This is a genomic window from Micromonospora sp. NPDC048905 (assembly GCF_040649655.1).
Taxonomy (GTDB): Bacteria; Actinomycetota; Actinomycetes; order Mycobacteriales; family Micromonosporaceae; genus Micromonospora.
The window spans coordinates 131,196-148,267 of record NZ_JBEZFV010000007.1; the positions used below are offsets into that span (position 1 = coordinate 131,196).

9 protein-coding genes and 1 pseudogene are annotated in these 17,072 nt (G+C 71.4%); 3 read left to right on the plus strand and 7 right to left on the minus strand.

Features of this window, described 5'->3' with window-relative positions; translation table 11 throughout:
* Nucleotides 1–54: 54 nt before the first annotated feature.
* Entirely contained in the window at nucleotides 55–5,136 is a 5,082-nt protein-coding gene (locus AB0C01_RS19875) for an NAD-glutamate dehydrogenase (protein ID WP_357246250.1), read from the minus strand.
* A 289-nt stretch (nucleotides 5,137–5,425) separates the two neighbouring features.
* Between AB0C01_RS19875 and AB0C01_RS19880 the strand changes: the two genes are divergently transcribed.
* Nucleotides 5,426–7,390, plus strand: coding sequence for a penicillin-binding transpeptidase domain-containing protein (locus AB0C01_RS19880; protein WP_357246253.1), 1,965 nt, complete (start codon nucleotides 5,426–5,428; stop codon nucleotides 7,388–7,390).
* 731 nt (nucleotides 7,391–8,121) lie between these two features.
* Here AB0C01_RS19880 and AB0C01_RS19885 read toward each other — a convergent pair.
* The 6 genes and pseudogenes from AB0C01_RS19885 to AB0C01_RS19910 all read right to left on the minus strand — a co-directional run.
* A pseudogene (locus AB0C01_RS19885) lies at nucleotides 8,122–9,078 on the minus strand (arginase family protein); the annotation flags it as partial.
* A gap of 66 nt (nucleotides 9,079–9,144) precedes the next feature.
* Complete coding sequence (locus AB0C01_RS19890; protein ID WP_357246255.1) at nucleotides 9,145–10,068, minus strand: tetratricopeptide repeat protein; 924 nt, start codon at nucleotides 10,066–10,068, stop codon at nucleotides 9,145–9,147.
* A gap of 154 nt (nucleotides 10,069–10,222) precedes the next feature.
* Entirely contained in the window at nucleotides 10,223–11,911 is a 1,689-nt protein-coding gene (locus AB0C01_RS19895; RefSeq protein WP_357246258.1) for a methylmalonyl-CoA mutase family protein, read from the minus strand.
* 105 nt (nucleotides 11,912–12,016) lie between these two features.
* Nucleotides 12,017–12,418: an Asp23/Gls24 family envelope stress response protein gene (locus AB0C01_RS19900; protein ID WP_357246261.1), complete on the minus strand. Its 402-nt coding sequence runs from the start codon at nucleotides 12,416–12,418 to the stop codon at nucleotides 12,017–12,019.
* A 115-nt stretch (nucleotides 12,419–12,533) separates the two neighbouring features.
* A complete protein-coding gene (meaB, locus tag AB0C01_RS19905) occupies nucleotides 12,534–13,538 on the minus strand; it encodes a methylmalonyl Co-A mutase-associated GTPase MeaB (RefSeq protein WP_357246264.1) in 1,005 nt (334 codons plus the stop codon).
* Between the two features lie 55 nt (nucleotides 13,539–13,593).
* The gene (locus tag AB0C01_RS19910) at nucleotides 13,594–14,793 is read right to left on the minus strand and encodes an acetyl-CoA C-acetyltransferase (protein ID WP_357246267.1); all 1,200 of its coding nucleotides are present in this window, start codon (nucleotides 14,791–14,793) and stop codon (nucleotides 13,594–13,596) included.
* A 62-nt stretch (nucleotides 14,794–14,855) separates the two neighbouring features.
* On the opposite strand from AB0C01_RS19910, the gene mce reads away from it, so the two are divergent.
* Together mce and ccrA are read left to right on the plus strand one after the other, a co-directional pair.
* On the plus strand, nucleotides 14,856–15,332 hold the full coding sequence (gene mce / locus AB0C01_RS19915; protein WP_357571785.1) for a methylmalonyl-CoA epimerase: 477 nt from the start codon (nucleotides 14,856–14,858) through the stop codon (nucleotides 15,330–15,332).
* A 262-nt stretch (nucleotides 15,333–15,594) separates the two neighbouring features.
* Entirely contained in the window at nucleotides 15,595–16,950 is a 1,356-nt protein-coding gene (gene ccrA, locus AB0C01_RS19920; protein ID WP_357571786.1) for a crotonyl-CoA carboxylase/reductase, read from the plus strand.
* Nucleotides 16,951–17,072: the final 122 nt, after the last annotated feature.

Here is a 17,072-nt window from a genome sequence, read left to right on the forward strand (position 1 = left end):
CGGTCCGGCCGGTCGGGTCACCCCGACCGGCCGGACCGCGTCCGGCGTACCGACTCAGGCGGCCGCGGAGGTCCGCACCAGGGTGCGGATCTGGCGCAGCAGCACCGACAGGGCGGCGAGATCCGCCCGCGACTCGTCGAACTCCCCCATCGCCCGCCGGGCGCGGTGGATCGAGGTCGCGTTCGACTGCTCCCACTGCTGCACCCGCTCGTGCGGCGGTAGGTCCTCCGGGGTGGAGTCGAACACCTCCGCGGTGAGCGCGGCCAGCGCGGCGTACAGGTCGTAGCGCAGCGCCATCCGAGCCAACGTCTGCCAGCGGTCCTCGCGAGGCAGCAGGGAGATCTTCGACAGCAGCGAGTCCACCCGGAACAGGTCGGACAGCACGAAGTAGACCGAGGCCACCTCGCTGACGTCCCGCCCGCTGGCGTTCGCCGTCTCCACCACGTCCATCAGACCGAAGCTGTACATCAGCCGGGTCGCGCGTTCCGCCAGCTCGCGGGGCAGCCCACGCTCGGTCATCGAGTCCATGTGCGCGGCGATGCCCTGCCGCTCGTTGCCGTAGAACAGTTCCTCCAGCCCCGGCAGCAGCCGGGTGACGCCGTCGCGCAGCCGGGCGATCTCGGCCGGCACGTCGATCGGTGAACGCCGGTTGGACACCAGCCACCGCACGGCCCGGTCGAGCAGCCGACGGGTGTCCAGGTAGACACTCGTCTGCAACTCCGGCGCGACCTTGTTGTCCAGCGCCTCGACCGCGTCCCACAGGTCGCGGAGGCCGAACACCTCGCTGACCACCACGTAGGCCCGGATCACGTCCGCCGCGCTGGCCGCCGTCTCCTCGACCACCCGGAAAATGAACGAGATGCCACCCCGGTTGATCGCCTCGTTGACCAGCACGGTGGTGACGATGTCGCGGCGCAGTCGGTGCTGGCCCATCCGGTCGGCGAAGCGCTCACGCATCGGCGTCGGGAAGTAGTTGACCAGGACCTCGGTCGTCCACTCCTCGTCCGCCAGACCCTCGGTGAGGATCTCCCGCTCCAGGACGATCTTCACGTACGCGAGCAGCACCGCGAACTCCGGCGCGGTCAGCCCGGACTCGCTGCGGACCGCCAACTCCTCATCCGGCGGCAGCGCCTCCAGCGCCCGGTCCAACCCACCCGACCGCTCCAACTCGTTGATCATCCGGCGGTGCACCGGAAGCAGCGAGGCGGCCTGGGCCTGGGCGTTGTTGATCGCCCGCGCCTGGTCGTAGTTGTCCCGCAGCACCAGCTCCGCGACCTCGTCGGTCATCCCGGCCAGCAGCTCGTCGCGCTCGGCCGTGGTCAACTCGCCGTCGGCCACCGCCGTGTTCAGCAGGATCTTGATGTTCACCTCGTGGTCGGAGGTGTCCACGCCGGCCGCGTTGTCGATGAAGTCGGAGAAGATCCGGCCGCCGGTCAACGCGTACTCGATCCGGCCGAGCTGGGTCCAGCCCAGGTTGCCGCCCTCGCCCGCGACCCGGCACCGCAGGTTGCGCCCGTCCACCCGGATCGCGTCGTTGGACTTGTCGCCCACCTCGGCGTTGGTCTGGGTGGACGCCTTGACGTAGGTGCCGATGCCGCCATTCCAGAACAGGTCCACCGGAGCGGTGACGATCGCCTTCATCAGCTCCTGCGGCGACAGGTGCGTGACGTCGTCGTCCAGGCCGATCGCCGCCCGGACCTGCGGCGTGATCGGGATGGACTTCGCGGTACGCGGGAAGATGCCGCCGCCGGCCGAGATCAGCTCCGGGTTGTAGTCCTCCCACGAGGACCGGGGCAGGTCGAACAGCCGCCGCCGCTCCGCGTACGAGGTGGCCGCGTCCGGCTCCGGGTCCAGGAAGATGTGCCGGTGGTCGAAGGCGGCCACCAACCGAATGTGCTCGGACAGCAGCATCCCGTTGCCGAACACGTCGCCGGACATGTCGCCGACGCCGACCACCGTGAAGTCCTGGGTCTGGGTGTCCAGGCCCAACTCCCGGAAGTGCCGCTTCACCGACTCCCAGGCGCCCCGGGCGGTGATGCCCATCTTCTTGTGGTCGTAGCCGGCGGAGCCGCCGGAGGCGAAGGCGTCGCCCAGCCAGAAGTTGTGTGCCGTGGAGATCTCGTTGGCGATGTCGGAGAACGTCGCCGTGCCCTTGTCCGCCGCGACCACCAGGTACGGGTCGTCGGCATCGTGCCGGACCACGTCCTCGGGCGGCACGATCTGCCCGCTGACGATGTTGTCGGTGACGTCGAGCATCGCGCCGACGAACTCCTGGTAGCAGGCGACCGCCTCGTCCCGGTCACCCGGCTTCTGCTTCAGCACGAAGCCGCCCTTGGCGCCCACCGGCACGATCACGGTGTTCTTCACCATCTGCGCCTTGACCAGGCCGAGCACCTCGGTCCGGAAGTCCTCCCGACGGTCGGACCAGCGCAGCCCGCCCCGGGCCACCGGCCCGAACCGCAGGTGTACGCCCTCGAAGCGGGGCGAGTAGACGAAGATCTCGAACTTCGGTCGGGGCGCGGGCAGGTCCGGGATGGCCTGCGGGTCGAGCTTGAACGCCACGTACGCCTTCGGTCGCCCGTCGGCGCGCTTCTGGTAGAAGCTGGTCCGCAGGGTCGCCTCGATCAGCGTCAGGTACGACCGCAGGATCCGGTCCTGGTCGAGGCTGGCCACGTCGTCCAGCCCGGCCCGGATCGTCTCGACCAGCTCACCGCTGCGCTGCTGCCGCTGCTCGGTGGTCTGCTCGCCCGGCGCGAACCGGGTCTCGAACAGCTCCACCAGCAACGCGGCGAGCTTCGGGTACGCGATGAACGTCTGCTCCATGTAGTCCTGGGAGAAGACCGTGCCGGCCTGCCGCAGGTACTTCGCGTACGCCCGCAGCACCACCACCTGCCGCCAGGTGAGCCCGCCGCGCAGCACCAGCTCGTTGAACCGGTCCACCTCGGCCTCACCGCGCCAGGCCGCCGCGAAGGCGTTCTCCACGTGCGGGCGCACCTCGGACAGCTCGTGGTGCCCCTCGGGCAGCATCAGGCCGAAGTCGTACAGGTAGACGCGCCCGTCGATCCGGTCCACCTCGTACGGGTGCTCGTCGACCACCCGCACACCGAGGGAGTGCAGCACCGGCAGCACGGCGGAGAGCATCATCGGTTCGCCGTACCGGTAGACCTTGAACCGGACGTCCATCGCCTCGGCCAAATCCGCGCCGGGGACCCGGGTGCCCGGCCGGGGCGCCAACTGCTTACGGAAGAGGTGCATCTCCAGCTGGCCGGGCTCCTCCAGCAGCTCCAGCTTCGCCAGGTCCTTCATCGCCTCGTACGGCGTGTGCCCGTCCTTGTAGCCCTCCGGGAACGCGTCGGCGTACCTGGTGAACAGGTGCTTGGCCTGCTCGTCGCCGAGCTTGCGCTCCAGCACCAGCCGGTAGTCGTCGTCCCAGAGTCGGGTCGCGTCGGCCAACTCCTCGGCCAACAGGTCGGCGTCGATGTCGCCGGGCGGTCGCGTCGGGTCGGTACGCACGATGAAGTGCACCCGGGCCAGCATCGACTCGGTGACACGGGTGGTGTAGTCCACCCCGACACCGTTCAGCTCCCGCAGCAGGATGTCCTGCATGCGCAGCCGGTTCTGCGTGGTGAACCGGTCCCGGGGCAGGTAGATCAGGCAGGAGATGAACCGCCCGTACGCGTCCCGGCGCAGGAAGACCCGCAGCTGCCGACGACCGGCCATCCGCAGTACGCCGATCACCGCGTGGTAGAGGTCGTCGGTCTTGATCTGGAACAGCTCGTCGCGGGGGTAGGTCTCCAGGATCTGGATCAGATCCTTGCCCGAGTGGCTGCGCCGGCTCAGGCCGGAGCGGTCCAGCACCTCGGCCACCTTGCGGCGCACCACCGGCAACTCCCGGACGCTGGTCCGGTACGCGGCGGTGGAGAACAGGCCGAGGAAGCGCCGTTCGCCGATCACCTCGCCGGCCTCGTTGAAGATCTTGAAGCCGATGTAGTCCAGGTACGCCGAGCGGTGCACGGTGGCCCGCGAGTTGGCCTTGGTGATGATGAGCAGGCGCTTCTCCAGCACCTTGTCGTGCGCCTCCGGCGTCATCGACGCCAGCGGCCGAGCCTCCGGCGCGTCGGAGCGCAGGATGCCCAGACCCGTGCCGAGCACCGCCTCCAACGCCTTGCCGTCGACCTCGTCGCCGGCATCGCCGCTCGCGACGTCGACCAGCCGGTACTCCCGGTAGCCGAGGAAGGTGAAGTGGTCGTGGGCCAGCCACCGCAGCAGCTCCACCGAGTCGGTGATGTCCTTCTCCGGCACCGGCGGCCGGTTCTCGGCGGTACGCGCGGAGGCCAACTCGTCGGCGAGCGCGAGCGAGCGCTGACGCATCTTCGGCCAGTCCTCCACCGCCTCCCGCACGTCGGTGAGCACCCGCTGCAGCTCGCGGCGCAGCCGGTCCCGCTCGGCCGCGTCCCGGACCGGGTCGATCTCGATCCGCATCCAGCTCTCGATGATGTCGCCGGCGATCGCGTCGTCCGGCTCCACGTCCGCCGAGACCTCGGTGAGGCGGCCCAACGGCTCCCGCCGCACCACCACCAGCGGGTGCACCAGCAGATGCACGTCCAGGTGGTACGAGTTGAGCAGCGCGGTCACCGAGTCGACCAGGAACGGCATGTCGTCGGTGACGATCTCGACGACCGTGTGGTGCTGGTCGGCGTGCGGCTCGTGGATCCGCAGCTTCAACTCGCCCGGCACCCGCTGTTGGGCGAGGTCCCGGTGCGCCCGGGCCGCGTCGAGCATCTCTTCCGCCGTGAAGCCGACCAGCTCCTCGTCCGGTGCGAACCGCCAGAAACGGCCGACGAGTGTCGCCGCGTCGTGGTCGTCCCCCGCGAGCGCGACAGCCTGAGCCACCAGCCGCTCCGCGTTGGGAACTGGTTCGTCGAGCTCGGCGTCCTCCACGTCGTCGGCCAACGCCTCGGTGGGCAGGCCCAGATCGTAGATGGTGTCGATGCTCGACCCGGTCAGCCCCGTGACTCCCGTGTCGAGCCGGCCGTAGCCGTCCCCGTCGGTCGCCGAATCGAAGCTGTCGTCGTCCCGGCCGGAGTCATCCTGCCGGAGGTCGGGTTCCGGTTTGATCGCCGGACGCCGGTCCATCGGTGCCACTCCCCTCGACCCACCGCGTTGTGGGTCACTCTGCCGCTCAGCCTAGGCCCTGCCGTTGTGCGCCTTCGTCGGCGGACCACTGGCCAGACGTCCGGATCGGGACTTTGTCCTTTCACCCGTTGCGGGTCCGAGGTTGGCCGGCTGCGGGATACCCCGCCACGCGATGTTCATCACACCGGCCCGGCCCGTCTTTGAGCGCGCCCGCCATGCTGGGGGACGTTGGGGACGGCGTCGGCGTACTACCGTGCGAAGGCGCTCCGAGATCGGAAGGACCAGCTTCATGCCCTCGTCGTACCCCCGGCCCCTCCGGCCGAACCCCGTCCGCCGTGTGGCCGCCGCCCTCACCGCGGCGCTGCTCATGGCCGGCGTTCTGGTTGGCTGCTCGGCTGACGACGGGCCGGAGGGCAGTCTCGACGCCTTCCTCGCCGGTTGGCGCAGCGGCGATCTCCAGGCGGTCGGTCTGATCGACCCGACCGGCAGCAAGTTGCCCTCGACCGAGGTGAGTCGCCAGATCAAGGAGCTCTCCGGTGAGCTGGCGGCGACCCCGCCCACGCTGACGCGTCGTGGCGAGCCGAAGGTGAAGGCGGACATCGCCACCACAACCGTCCAGGTGGAGTGGAAGCTGCCCGGTCAGACCCCCTGGACGTACGACCGGGAGGTGCGTCTCGCCAAGGGCGACGACGACCAGTGGCAGGTGATCTGGGAGCCGAAGGTGGTGCACGAGCAGCTCACCGAGGGTGACCGGTTGGCGTTGCGCCGCGACGCCAGCACCCGCGCCGGGGTGCTGGACGCCGCCGGCCAACCGATCGTGACCCCCCGGCCGGTGGTGCGGGTCGGCGTGCAGCCCGACGGGGTCACCGATCTCGGCAAGCTCGTCAAGGACCTCGACGCGGCGTTCAAGGCCATCCGCCCGGCGCTGGTCCCCGGCGTCGACCTGGCCGACCTGCCCGACCGGGTGACCAAGGCCGAGCCGGGCGCCTTCGTCGAGGTGGTGTCGCTCCGCGAGGAGGCGTACCGGCAGATCAAGCCCCGGATCTACGACCTGCCCGGCACCAAGTTCGTCTCCGACAAGATCGACCTGGCGCCCACCCGCGAGTTCGCCCGTGCGGTGCTCGGCTCGGTCGACCCGGCGCAGGCCGACGACCTCGCCGCACACCCCGACCGGTACGTCGTCGGCGACCTGGTCGGGCACGGCGGGCTGCAGGGCCGCTACGACGAGCGACTGCGCGGTGGCCCCGGGCTGACCGTGGTGGTCGAGCGTCCCGTCGAGGGCGGCAAACTGGAACCGACCGGCACCGAGTTGTTCCGCCGGGAGCCGCAGCCCGGTCAGGCGCTGAAGACCACGCTTGACGTCGCCGTCCAGAACGCGGCCGACGGGGCCCTGCGCGCCGAGCCACGGCGGTCCTCGATGGTGGCGCTCCGGATCAGCGATGGTGCCGTGCTCGCCGCGGCGAACGGCCCTGGCCCGGCCGGGGAGAATCTGGCCTTCGACGCTCAGGTGCCTCCGGGGTCCACGTTCAAGATGGTCAGCGCGCTCGGCCTGCTGGACCGGGGTGCGGTCACTCTGGACGGGCCGGTGGCCTGCCCGAAGACCTTCACCGTGGACGGTCGCTCCTTCAAGAACTCCGACAACTTCGAACTCGGCTCGGTGCCGTTCCGCACCGACTTCGCCAAGTCCTGCAACACGGCGTTCGCCTCGCTCGCGCCGAAGCTCGGCGGTGACGGGCTGGCCGCCGCCGGCCGCTCGTTGGGCCTGGAGGGTCAGTGGGACCTCGGCACGGACGCCTTCACCGGCAAGGTGTCCGCGGGTGGCAGCCCGGCCGAGCAGGCTGCGGCATCGTTCGGGCAGGGCACCACGCTGGTCAGCCCGCTGGCCATGGCCGGTGCCACCGCGGCGGTCGCCCGAGGCCGCTTCGAGCAGCCGAAACTGCTCATCGACCCGGCGCCGGCCAAGCCGGCCCCGCCGGGCGAGCAACTCAAGCCGGAATCGGTCGCGGCACTGCGCGCGATGATGCGCGAGGTGGTCACCACGGGCACCGGCAGCGCGCTGAAGGACGTGCCGGGCGAGGTCTACGGCAAGACCGGCACCGCCGAGTACGACGACAACCCGGCCCACACCCACGCCTGGTTCGTCGGTTGGCGGGGCGACGTGGCGTTCGCCGTCTTCGTGGAGAAGGGTGGCGCCAGCACGGCGTCGGCCGTCCCGATCGCCGAGCGCTTCCTCCGCGCCCTCCCCCCGTCCTGACACCAACGCCGCTCAGGAACGCCCAGCCCCGACCCGCCGCCCAACCCCGACCGCACGCCCAGCCGGCAACCCCCGCCCAGCCCGAACCGCACGCCCGGCCGGCACCCCCGCGCACCGCTCCGGCGTTGATCCACTCGGTTTTGCTGAAACCGCGCTATCCGAGCCACTCGGACGCCGCGACATCATGAAAGCCGAGTCGATCATGACCCGGCGGGGCGGCGTTCGGGTCAGGCGGTGTCGGCTTTGCGATGGTCCGGGGCATTCTCGGCCGGTGGGGAGGGTCGGCGGAGCAGACCCGGGCCGGCCGACGCGGGTGGGCCGACCGGCTCCCGCTCGGTCGTGGCCGGGAGGTGGGCCGCACCCTCGGCGGAGTCACCACCGAATCGGCCGGAAGCAGCCACCGCACCATCGGGGCGGTCGATGCCGGCCCGGTCATCGGCGACGGCTCCCGGGTCGGCCGACCCCGCCTCCGGGAGCGGCGTGGCATCGACGGCCGGAGACCACGAGGGGGCATCGGCGAAGGACGCCGCGCCGCCGATCACACCAGCCACCCCACCAAGCCGCTCCGCGCGGTCCAGTCCACCGATCCGCTCCGCGCGGTCCAACCCACCAAGCCGCTCCGCGCGGTCCACCCCACCAACCCGCTCCGCGCGGTCCAACCCACCTGCACCTTCGTCGTGGCCGGGTCGCTCGGTGGGAGCCGGGGTCCGGCCGTTGCCGCGGCGGGGGCCGGGGGTCGGCCGGGACGACAGCAGCCGGGGCGGCACCGCCTCCGGGGCGGTGACCGGGGCCAGGCCGGCGACGACGGTGTTGACGATCTCGGCCGCGTACGAGCCGTCGGGGTCGTAGTCGGGGTCGAACACGGTCAGCTCCACGCCGAGGCAGTGTGGGGTGTCGACCAGGCCGGCGAGCAGGATCTCCAGCTCGGCGAAGGCGATCCCACCGGGGTCGGGGGCATCGACGGCGGGCATCACCGCGGGGTCGAGCACGTCCACGTCGATGTGCACCCAGTAGCCCGCGCAGTCGGCGAGCTGCTCGTGCGCCCACTGCGCGGTCCGGGCGGCGCCCTCGGCGCGCAGCGCCGGCACCGGCCGGGTGGTGATCCCGGCGGCCTGGAGGTCGAGCCGGTACTCGTCCTGGGCTCGGATGCCCAACACCACCACGTCGATGTCGCGGAAGTAGGGCCGGCGGCCCTCGATCGCGGCCAGGTCGGCCTGGCCGCGCCCGGTGACGAGGGCCAGGTCCTCCCCGGCGGCCGCCCCGACGTAGGAGGCGTTGCCGGGGTGCCGGAAGTCGGAGTGCCCGTCGACGAAGACCAGCCCGATCCGCCCGCCGACGGCTTCACCGAGGCGGTGCATGGCCAGCGCCGAGCCGAGCAGCACGGAGCAGTCGCCGCCCAGCACCACCGGGAACTCGCCCCGGTCGATGATCGAGCCGATCCGCTCGGCGAGGGCCAGCGAGTAGTCGGCGATCTCCCGGGCGTGGCACACCCCGTCGCCGGGCCGCCAGTCGCCCGGGTCGTACCGTGCCGGGGTGACGCAGCCGGCGTCGCGGGCGCGGAGCCGGGCCAGCAGTTCGTGGTCGCGCAGTGCGCCGGGCGCCTTGGCGCACCCGGGGACCGACGTGGACGTCGGCGGCCGCAGACCGAGATTTGTCGGCGCGTCGAGGACGGCGATCCGGCGCATCATGAGCTCCCGTCCTCGTTGGTCGGGCGGGCCGGCCGGAACGCCGGCCCGCGCTGGCGTGCTGTGAACTCAGAACAGGGCGCTGGCCAACGCCCGGCGCGCCGAGGCGACGGCCGGATCGTCCGGGCCGGCGATGGAGAAGAGCGAGACCAGGTGCTGGCGGGCGGTCTCCCGGTCTTCTCCGGCGGTGCGCCGGACCAGACCGACGAGCCGGGCGTACGCCTGCTCGGCCAGACCGCTGAGCACCTCGATGTCGGCGGCCAGCAGCTGCGCGGCCACGTCGTCGGGGGCGCTCTCGGCGGCGGCCAGCGCGGCGGCCGGGTCCGCGCCGGCGACCCGGCGGGCCACCCCGACCTGGGCCAGCCCGGCGGTGGCCGCGGCGTCCGCCGGGGCGTCGGCCAGAATCTTCCGGTACGCCTGCTCGGCGGCGTCCAGGTCGCCGCTCATCAGCGCGTCGTCGGCCTCGTCGAGGCGGGGGTCCTCCGGCTCGGCGACTGTCACGCCGCCGGCCTTGAGTACGGCCTGGATCCACTGCCGCAACTGGGCCTCGGGCACCACGCCGGAGAAGGCGTCGACCGGCTGGCCGCCGACGACCGCGTAGACCATGGGGATGCCCTGGACTCGGAACATCTGTGCGATTCGCGGATTTTCCTGCACGTCGACCCGGGCCAGCACCCAGGTGCCGCCGCCCTCGGCGTTCAACTGCTCCAGGACCGGGGCGAACTCGTCGCTCTCCGGGAAGCCGGCCGCGCCGAAGAACACGACGACGGGCACGGCCATCGACCGTTCGAGCACCTCGGACTGGATTGTCGCCTCGGTGACGTCGACGATGGCGGTGCTCCCGCCGGCGGTGGGCGCGCCGGGGGTGCCGTTGGACGGGCCGCCCTGTGGGGGCGTGCCGGGGCGGGTACTTGCTGGTGCGGGGCCACGCAGCGTGCTGAGGTCGACCGCGCCGCGGGTGAAGATCGACGAGGTGATCCGTGGGTCGCTCATGGTTACCTAGTCTCGCACGTGAGCCCCCGATCTCAGGTCACCCACAACCCCGACGTTGCAACTCTCACGCCCCACCCCCACCCCCGGCGATCGGGCATTTCTGCCGCCAGGAAGTGGGCGGCGGGTGCGTGATCGACGGGGGTGGTGGTATGGGTCAGAAGCGGGCGGGTTCGCGGTGGGTGCCCCACTCGGCGCGGAGGGCGTCGCAGATCTCACCGAGGGTCGCTTCGGCGCGGACGGCGTCGAGCATCGCGGGGATCATGTTCTCGTCGGTGCGGCTGACGTCGACCATCCGGGCCACCGCCGCGCGGACCGCCGACTCGTCCCGCGCACCCTTGCGCTCGGCCAGCACCCGGCGCTGCTCCAGCTCCACCTCGTGCGAGATGCGCAGGATCTCCAGCTCCTTGGCGACCGTACCGGTGTGGCAGTTGACCCCGACGATCTTCTTGTCACCCTTCTCCAGGGCCTGCTGGTAGACGAAGGCCGACTCGGCGATGTGCCCGGTGAACCACCCGTCCTCGATGCCGCGCAGGATGCCCGAGGTCATCGGGCCGATCTGGTGCGGCCCGTCCCCGCCGAGCTGCCGGATCCGGGCGAAGATCTCCTCCGCCTCGGCCTCGATCTTGTCGGTCAGCGCCTCGACGTACCAGGAGCCGCCGAGCGGGTCGGCCACGTTGACCACGCCGATCTCCTCCATCAGCACCTGCTGGGTACGCAGGGCGATCTCGGCTGACTCGTCGGTGGGCAGCGCCAGGGTCTCGTCGAGCGCGTTGGTGTGCAGCGAGTTCGTGCCGCCCAGCACCGCCGCGAGCGCCTCGACAGCGGTCCGTACGACGTTGTTGACCGGCTGCTGCGCGGTCAGCGACACCCCGGCGGTCTGCGTGTGGAAACGCAGCCACAGGGCCTTCTCGCTTGTCGCGCCGTAGACGTCGCGCAGCCAGCGGGCCCAGATTCGGCGGGCGGCGCGGAACTTGGCGATCTCCTCGAAGAAGTCGAGGTGCGAGTCGAAGAAGAAGCTCAGCCCCGGCGCGAACACGTTCACGTCCAGGCCGCGCGAGAGGCCCAGCTCGACGTACCCGAAACCGTCGGCCAGGGTGTACGCCAACTCCTGCGCGGCGGTCGAGCCGGCCTCGCGGATGTGGTAGCCGGAGACCGACAGCGGCTTGTAGCGCGGGATCTCGGCGGCGCAGTATTCCATCAGGTCGCCGATCAGGCGCAGGTGCGGCTCCGGGTCGAAGAGCCACTCCTTCTGCGCGATGTACTCCTTGAAGATGTCGGTCTGCAGCGTGCCGTCCAGCTTGGACAGGTCGGCGCCCTGCCGCTCGGCGGCGACCAGGTACATGCAGAACACCGGCACGGCCGGACCGGAGATCGTCATCGAGGTGGTGACGTCGGCCAGGTCGATGCCGTCGAAGAGCGCCTGCATGTCGGTGGCGGTGTCGATGGCGACGCCACAGTGGCCGACCTCGCCGAGCGCCTGCGGGTCGTCCGAGTCGCGGCCCATCAGCGTCGGCATGTCGAACGCGACCGAGAGGCCGCCACCGCCGGCGCCGAGGATCATCTTGTAGCGCTCGTTCGTCTGCTGGGCGTTACCGAAGCCGGCGAACTGCCGGATCGTCCAGGTCCGCCCGCGGTAGCCGGTCGGATAGAGACCCCGGGTGTACGGGTACTCGCCCGGCCAGCCGATCCGCTCGAAGCCCGGGTACGCGCTGCCCTCGGGCGGCCCGTAGACCGGTTCGACCGGCATCCCGGAGAGCGTGGTGAAGTCAGCGTCGCGCTTGCGTGCGGCGTCGTACCGGGCCTGCCAACGCGCCCGTCCGGCGTCGATCTCGTCGGCGTCCATGAGCAGGGCTCCTCCTCGGGTCCTCGACTGCACGTCGAGTGTAGGGCCCACACCTGAACGATCGCTAAGTCCCGTCGTACCGACCGGTAACGTGCGAGCTGGGCCTTAGACGGCCGGCCCGCCCATCGCCACGTCGTCGACCCGGATGTTGACCTCGTCGACCCGCAGCCCGTACGCCTCGACCGCCTCGGTCACCCGAGCCCGCACCTGCCCGGTGATCTCCGGGACCGGCTGGCCGGCGTGAATCACCAGCACCAGGTTGACCACCGCGGCATCGCCGGTCACGTGGGCCGAGCAGCCCCGTCGGGCATCGCCCACCTGATCCAGCCCGACCCGGTCCAGCACCGAGTTGAAGAATCGGGCCACGTCCCCGCCCAACTCGGCCACTCCGGGAACAGCGCGGGCCGCCGCGACGGCGATCTTCTCGATCACCTCGTCGGACACCTGCGTCGTTCCGCCGGCCCCCGCCGACGCCGTGGTCAGCTCCCGCGTCACCTCGTGGTCCATCGCCACTCCCCCTGCTCCTCGCGCCACCGCGCCGGCACACCGCCCGGCCCCCACCGCCGTGGGGCGCTGCGAGCCTACAAGGAGGGAATGCCACCAGGGTGTCCCCGGTGGACGGTCAGCGGGCGAGCTGGGCGAGCAGTTCGTCCGCCGCCCGGTAGGGGTCGATCGCGCCCTCGGCCACCTTGGCGGCGAGCGTGGCCAACTCCGTACCGTCGCGCAGTGAGCCGATCCGGGCGCGCAGGGTGCCGAGCGCGATCGCCTCGACCTCGGCGGCGGCCCGCGCCTCCTGGCGGCGGCGCAGCTCGCCGTGCTCGACGAGCCAGCCCCGGTGCTTGTCGATCGCCGCCGCGATCTCGTCGATACCCTCGCCGCGCGCGGCGACCGAGCGGACCACCTGCGGTCTCCACTGCCCCGGGCCACGCTCACCGAGGGCGATCATGCCCTGGATGTCGCGGACGGTGGCGTCGACGCCGTCCCGGTCGGCCTTGTTGACCACGAACACGTCGGCGATCTCCAGGATGCCGGCCTTGACCGCCTGGATCGCGTCGCCCATGCCGGGCGCGAGCAGCACCAGCGTGGTGTCGGCCAGCGAGGCCACCTCCACCTCGGCCTGTCCGACCCCGACGGTCTCCACCAGCACCACGTCACAGCCGGCGCCCTCCAGCACCCGGACCGCCTGCGGCGTCGCCGCGGCCAACCCGCCGAGGTGACCCCGGCTGGACATGGACCGGATGTAGACGCCCGGATCGGTGGCGTGGTCCTGCATCCTTACCCGGTCGCCGAGGATCGCTCCACCGGTGAACGGGCTGGACGGGTCGACCGCCAGCACGCCGACCCGGTGCCCCTTCGCCCGCAGCGCGCGGACCAGCTCGTTCGTGGTGGTCGACTTACCCACCCCGGGCGAACCGGTCAGCCCGACGACCTGTGCCTGCCCGGCGTACGGCGCCAACGCGGCGGCGATCGCCGGCAGCAGCTCGTCGCCGTTCTCCACGAGGGTGATCAGCCGGGCCACCGCGCGGGGGTCACCCGCGCGGGCGCGTTCGACAAGCATCGGTACGTCCCGGGTGCGGCGCACCGACGTGGCACCCGCGGACGGGACGCGCTCCGCCGCGTCGCTCACCGCACCACCCTTGTTCGCGACCGCGGCGCTCGCAGAACCGGCTCACGTCCCGCGGTCACTGGTCCACCGCAGCCTTGCCCGGCACGTGGATGATCAGCGCGTCGCCCTGACCACCGCCACCGCAGAGCGCCGCCGCGCCGGTACCGCCGCCGCGCCGCTTCAGCTCCAGAGCGAGGGTGAGGACGAGACGAGCGCCGGACATGCCGATCGGGTGCCCCAGCGCGATGGCGCCGCCGTTGACGTTGACCCTGTCCGGGCTGATGCCGAGGTCCCGGGTGGACTGCACACCGACCTGCGCGAACGCCTCGTTGATCTCGATCAGGTCCAGGTCGGCGACGCTCAGGCCGCCCTTCTTCAACGCGTGGTTGATCGCGTTGGACGGCTGCGAGTGCAGGGAGTTGTCCGGGCCGGCCACGTTGCCGTGCGCACCGATCTCGGCCAGCCAGGTCAGCCCCAGCTCGATGGCCTTGGCCTTGCTCATCACGAGCACGGCGGCGGCGCCGTCGGAGATCGGCGACGAACTGCCGGCGGTGATGGTGCCGTCCTTGGCGAAGGCGGGGCGCAACTTGGCCAACGACCCGACGGTGGTATCCGGGCGGATGCCCTCGTCCTCGCTGATCACCAGCGGGTCACCCTTGCGCTGCGGGATCACCACCGGGGCGATCTCGTCGGCGAAGTGACCGTTCTTCTGCGCGGCGGCGGCCCGCTGGTGGCTGGCGGCGGCGAACGCGTCCTGCTCCTCGCGGGTGATGCCGTGCCGGGCACCGAGGCGCTCGGTCGACTCGCCCATCGAGCAGCAGTCAAAGGCGTCGCTGAGCCCGTCGTGCGCCATGTGGTCCTTGACCACCACGTCGCCGTACTTGTGGCCGGTGCGCTGACCCATCAGCAGGTGCGGGGCGTTGGTCATCGACTCCATGCCGCCGGCCACCACGATGTCGAACTCGCCGGCACGGATCAGCTGGTCGGCCAGGGCGATCGCGTCCAGGCCGGAGAGGCAGACCTTGTTGATGGTCAGCGCCGGCACCGACATCGGCACGCCGGCCTCGACCGCGGCCTGCCGCGCCGGAATCTGACCGGCGCCGGCCTGCAGCACCTGCCCCATGATCACGTACTGGACCTGGTCCGGGCTGACCCCGGCCCGCTCCAGCGCGGCCTTGATGGCGATCCCGCCCAGCTTCGTGGCCGGAAGGTCCTTGAGGTTGCCCAGCAGCCGGCCCATCGGGGTCCGCGCGCCGCTGACGATCACCGAAGCCATGCCTGCCTCCGAGGGGGGTGCCGAGCTGTACGCCTTAACGATTGTTCGGTCAGACTAGCGCCATGACTGAGAACTCCTCCGCCGAGCCTGGTGCCGACTCCGTCACAGACATCGGGCTTCGCAAAATCGACCACGTCGGGATCGCCGTGGCCGACCTGGACGCCGCCATCGACTTCTACCAGCGGACGTTCGGGATGCGCTGTGTGCACGTCGAGACCAACGCCGAGCAGGGCGTGCGGGAGGCGATGCTGGCCGTCGGGCCGACCACCGAGGGTGGCTGCGTGCAACTGCTCGCCCCGCTCTCCCCGGAGTCGACGATCGCCAAGTTCCTGGACCGCAACGGTCCGGGTGTGCAGCAGGTCGCGTACACGGTGGTGGACATCGACGCGGCGTGCGCGGCGCTGCGCGCCCGGGGGATGCGGCTGCTCTACGACACACCGCGGCGCGGCACCGCGGACAGCCGGATCAACTTCGTCCACCCGAAGGACGCCGGTGGCGTCCTCGTCGAACTGGTCCAACCCGCCCCCACCGCCCACTGACCCCCGCACGTGGCGCACCGTCCCGCGCCACGTGCGCGCACGTCAGTGCGCGGTTGGTGGGGCGGCCGGACACCTTCACGCATCGGCGGATGCAGTTTTTCACAGAGGACTTCCCGGCCTAGCTACCGTTCAGTAACGTCCGGCCCCACCGGAGCGCGACCGGGGTCGGATGTGTCGAATGCCGACATGGCGGTCGTGACCCACCGGCGCCGACGATGGCAGCACCCGGGCCCGTGCGGGTGCGGACGAACCGGAGGTCACCGTGCAGGACATCCTCGAAGCGATCATGGCGGCGGAGGAATCGAACGATCCGGACCGCGAACTCGCCGGCGTCGCCGGGCTGCCCGTACCGGAGAGTTACCGAGGCGTCGTGGTCCGCGCCGAGGAGGCCCGGATGTTCGACGGCATGCCCACCCGGGACAAGGACCCGCGCAAGGCGTTGCACGTCCAGGAGGTGCCGACGCCGGAGCTGGCGCCGGGCGAGGCGTTGGTCGCGGTGATGGCCAGCGCGATCAACTACAACACGGTGTGGACCAGCATCTTCGAGCCGCTGCCCACCTTCAGGTTCCTCCAGCGCTACGGCCGGGTCTCCGAGCTGACCCGCCGGCACGACCTGCCGTACCACGTCGTCGGCTCGGACGCGGCGGGCGTGGTGCTGCGCACCGGTCCCGGGGTGACCCGCTGGGCACCCGGCGACGAGGTGGTCGCGCACTGCCTCTCCGTCGAGCTGGAGGACGCCGCCGGGCACGACGACACCATGCTGGACCCGCAGCAGCGGATCTGGGGCTTCGAGACCAACTTCGGTGGGCTGGCCGAGCTGGCGGTGGTCAAGGCCAACCAACTGATGCCCAAGCCACGGCACCTGAGCTGGGAGGAGGCGGCCAGCCCCGGGCTGGTCAACTCCACCGCGTACCGGCAGCTCGTCTCGCATCACGGGGCCAACATGAAGCAGGGCGACGTGGTGTTGATCTGGGGCGCCTCCGGCGGCCTCGGCGGATACGCCACCCAGATGGCAATCAACGGTGGCGCGATCCCCGTCTGCGTCGTCTCCTCGCCGGAGAAGGCGGAGCTGTGCCGCCGGATGGGTGCGGACCTGGTCATCGACCGGGCGGCGGAGGGTTTCCGCTTCTGGAAGGACGAGGAGACCCAGGACCCGGACGAGTGGAAGCGCTTCGGCGAGCGGATCCGCGAGCTGACCGCCGGCGAGGACCCGGACATCGTCTTCGAGCACCCGGGTCGGGAGACCTTCGGCGCCAGCGTCTACGTGGCCCGGCGCGGTGGGACGATCGTCACCTGCGCCTCCACGAGCGGCTTCCAGCACCAGTACGACAACCGTTACCTCTGGATGCACCTCAAGCGGATCGTCGGCAGCCACTTCGCCAACTACCACGAGGCGTGGCAGGCCAACCGTCTGGTCGCGCTCGGCAAGGTGCACCCGACGGTGTCCCGCACCTACTCCCTGGAGCAGACCGGTCAGGCCGCGTACGAGGTGCACCGCAACGCCCACCAGGGCAAGGTCGGGGTGCGTTGCCTCGCACCGACGGACGGCCTGGGCGTACGCGACGGGGAGCTGCGGGCCCGGCACGAGGAGGCGATCAACCGCTTCCGGGGGCACTGACCGGCACCGCCGGTCCGGGGCACTGGCCGGCACCGCCGGCCCGGGGCACTGACCGGCACCGCCGGCCGGACGGATGAACGCTCGATGGCCAATGCGCTGATCGGACATTGTTCTTCCGCTCC

Excerpts from the sequence above, each read along its gene's own strand:
- AB0C01_RS19910 (WP_357246267.1), bottom strand. The coding sequence starts at position 14,793 with ATGGCTTCGGTGATCGTCAGCGGCGCGCGGACCCCGATGGGCCGGCTG.
- AB0C01_RS19890 (WP_357246255.1), bottom strand. The coding sequence starts at position 10,068 with ATGAGCGACCCACGGATCACCTCGTCGATCTTCACCCGCGGCGCGGTC.
- mce (WP_357571785.1), top strand. The coding sequence starts at position 14,856 with ATGACTGAGAACTCCTCCGCCGAGCCTGGTGCCGACTCCGTCACAGAC.
- AB0C01_RS19875 (WP_357246250.1), bottom strand. The coding sequence starts at position 5,136 with ATGGACCGGCGTCCGGCGATCAAACCGGAACCCGACCTCCGGCAGGAT.
- AB0C01_RS19900 (WP_357246261.1), bottom strand. The coding sequence starts at position 12,418 with ATGGACCACGAGGTGACGCGGGAGCTGACCACGGCGTCGGCGGGGGCC.
- AB0C01_RS19880 (WP_357246253.1), top strand. The coding sequence starts at position 5,426 with ATGCCCTCGTCGTACCCCCGGCCCCTCCGGCCGAACCCCGTCCGCCGT.
- AB0C01_RS19895 (WP_357246258.1), bottom strand. The coding sequence starts at position 11,911 with ATGGACGCCGACGAGATCGACGCCGGACGGGCGCGTTGGCAGGCCCGG.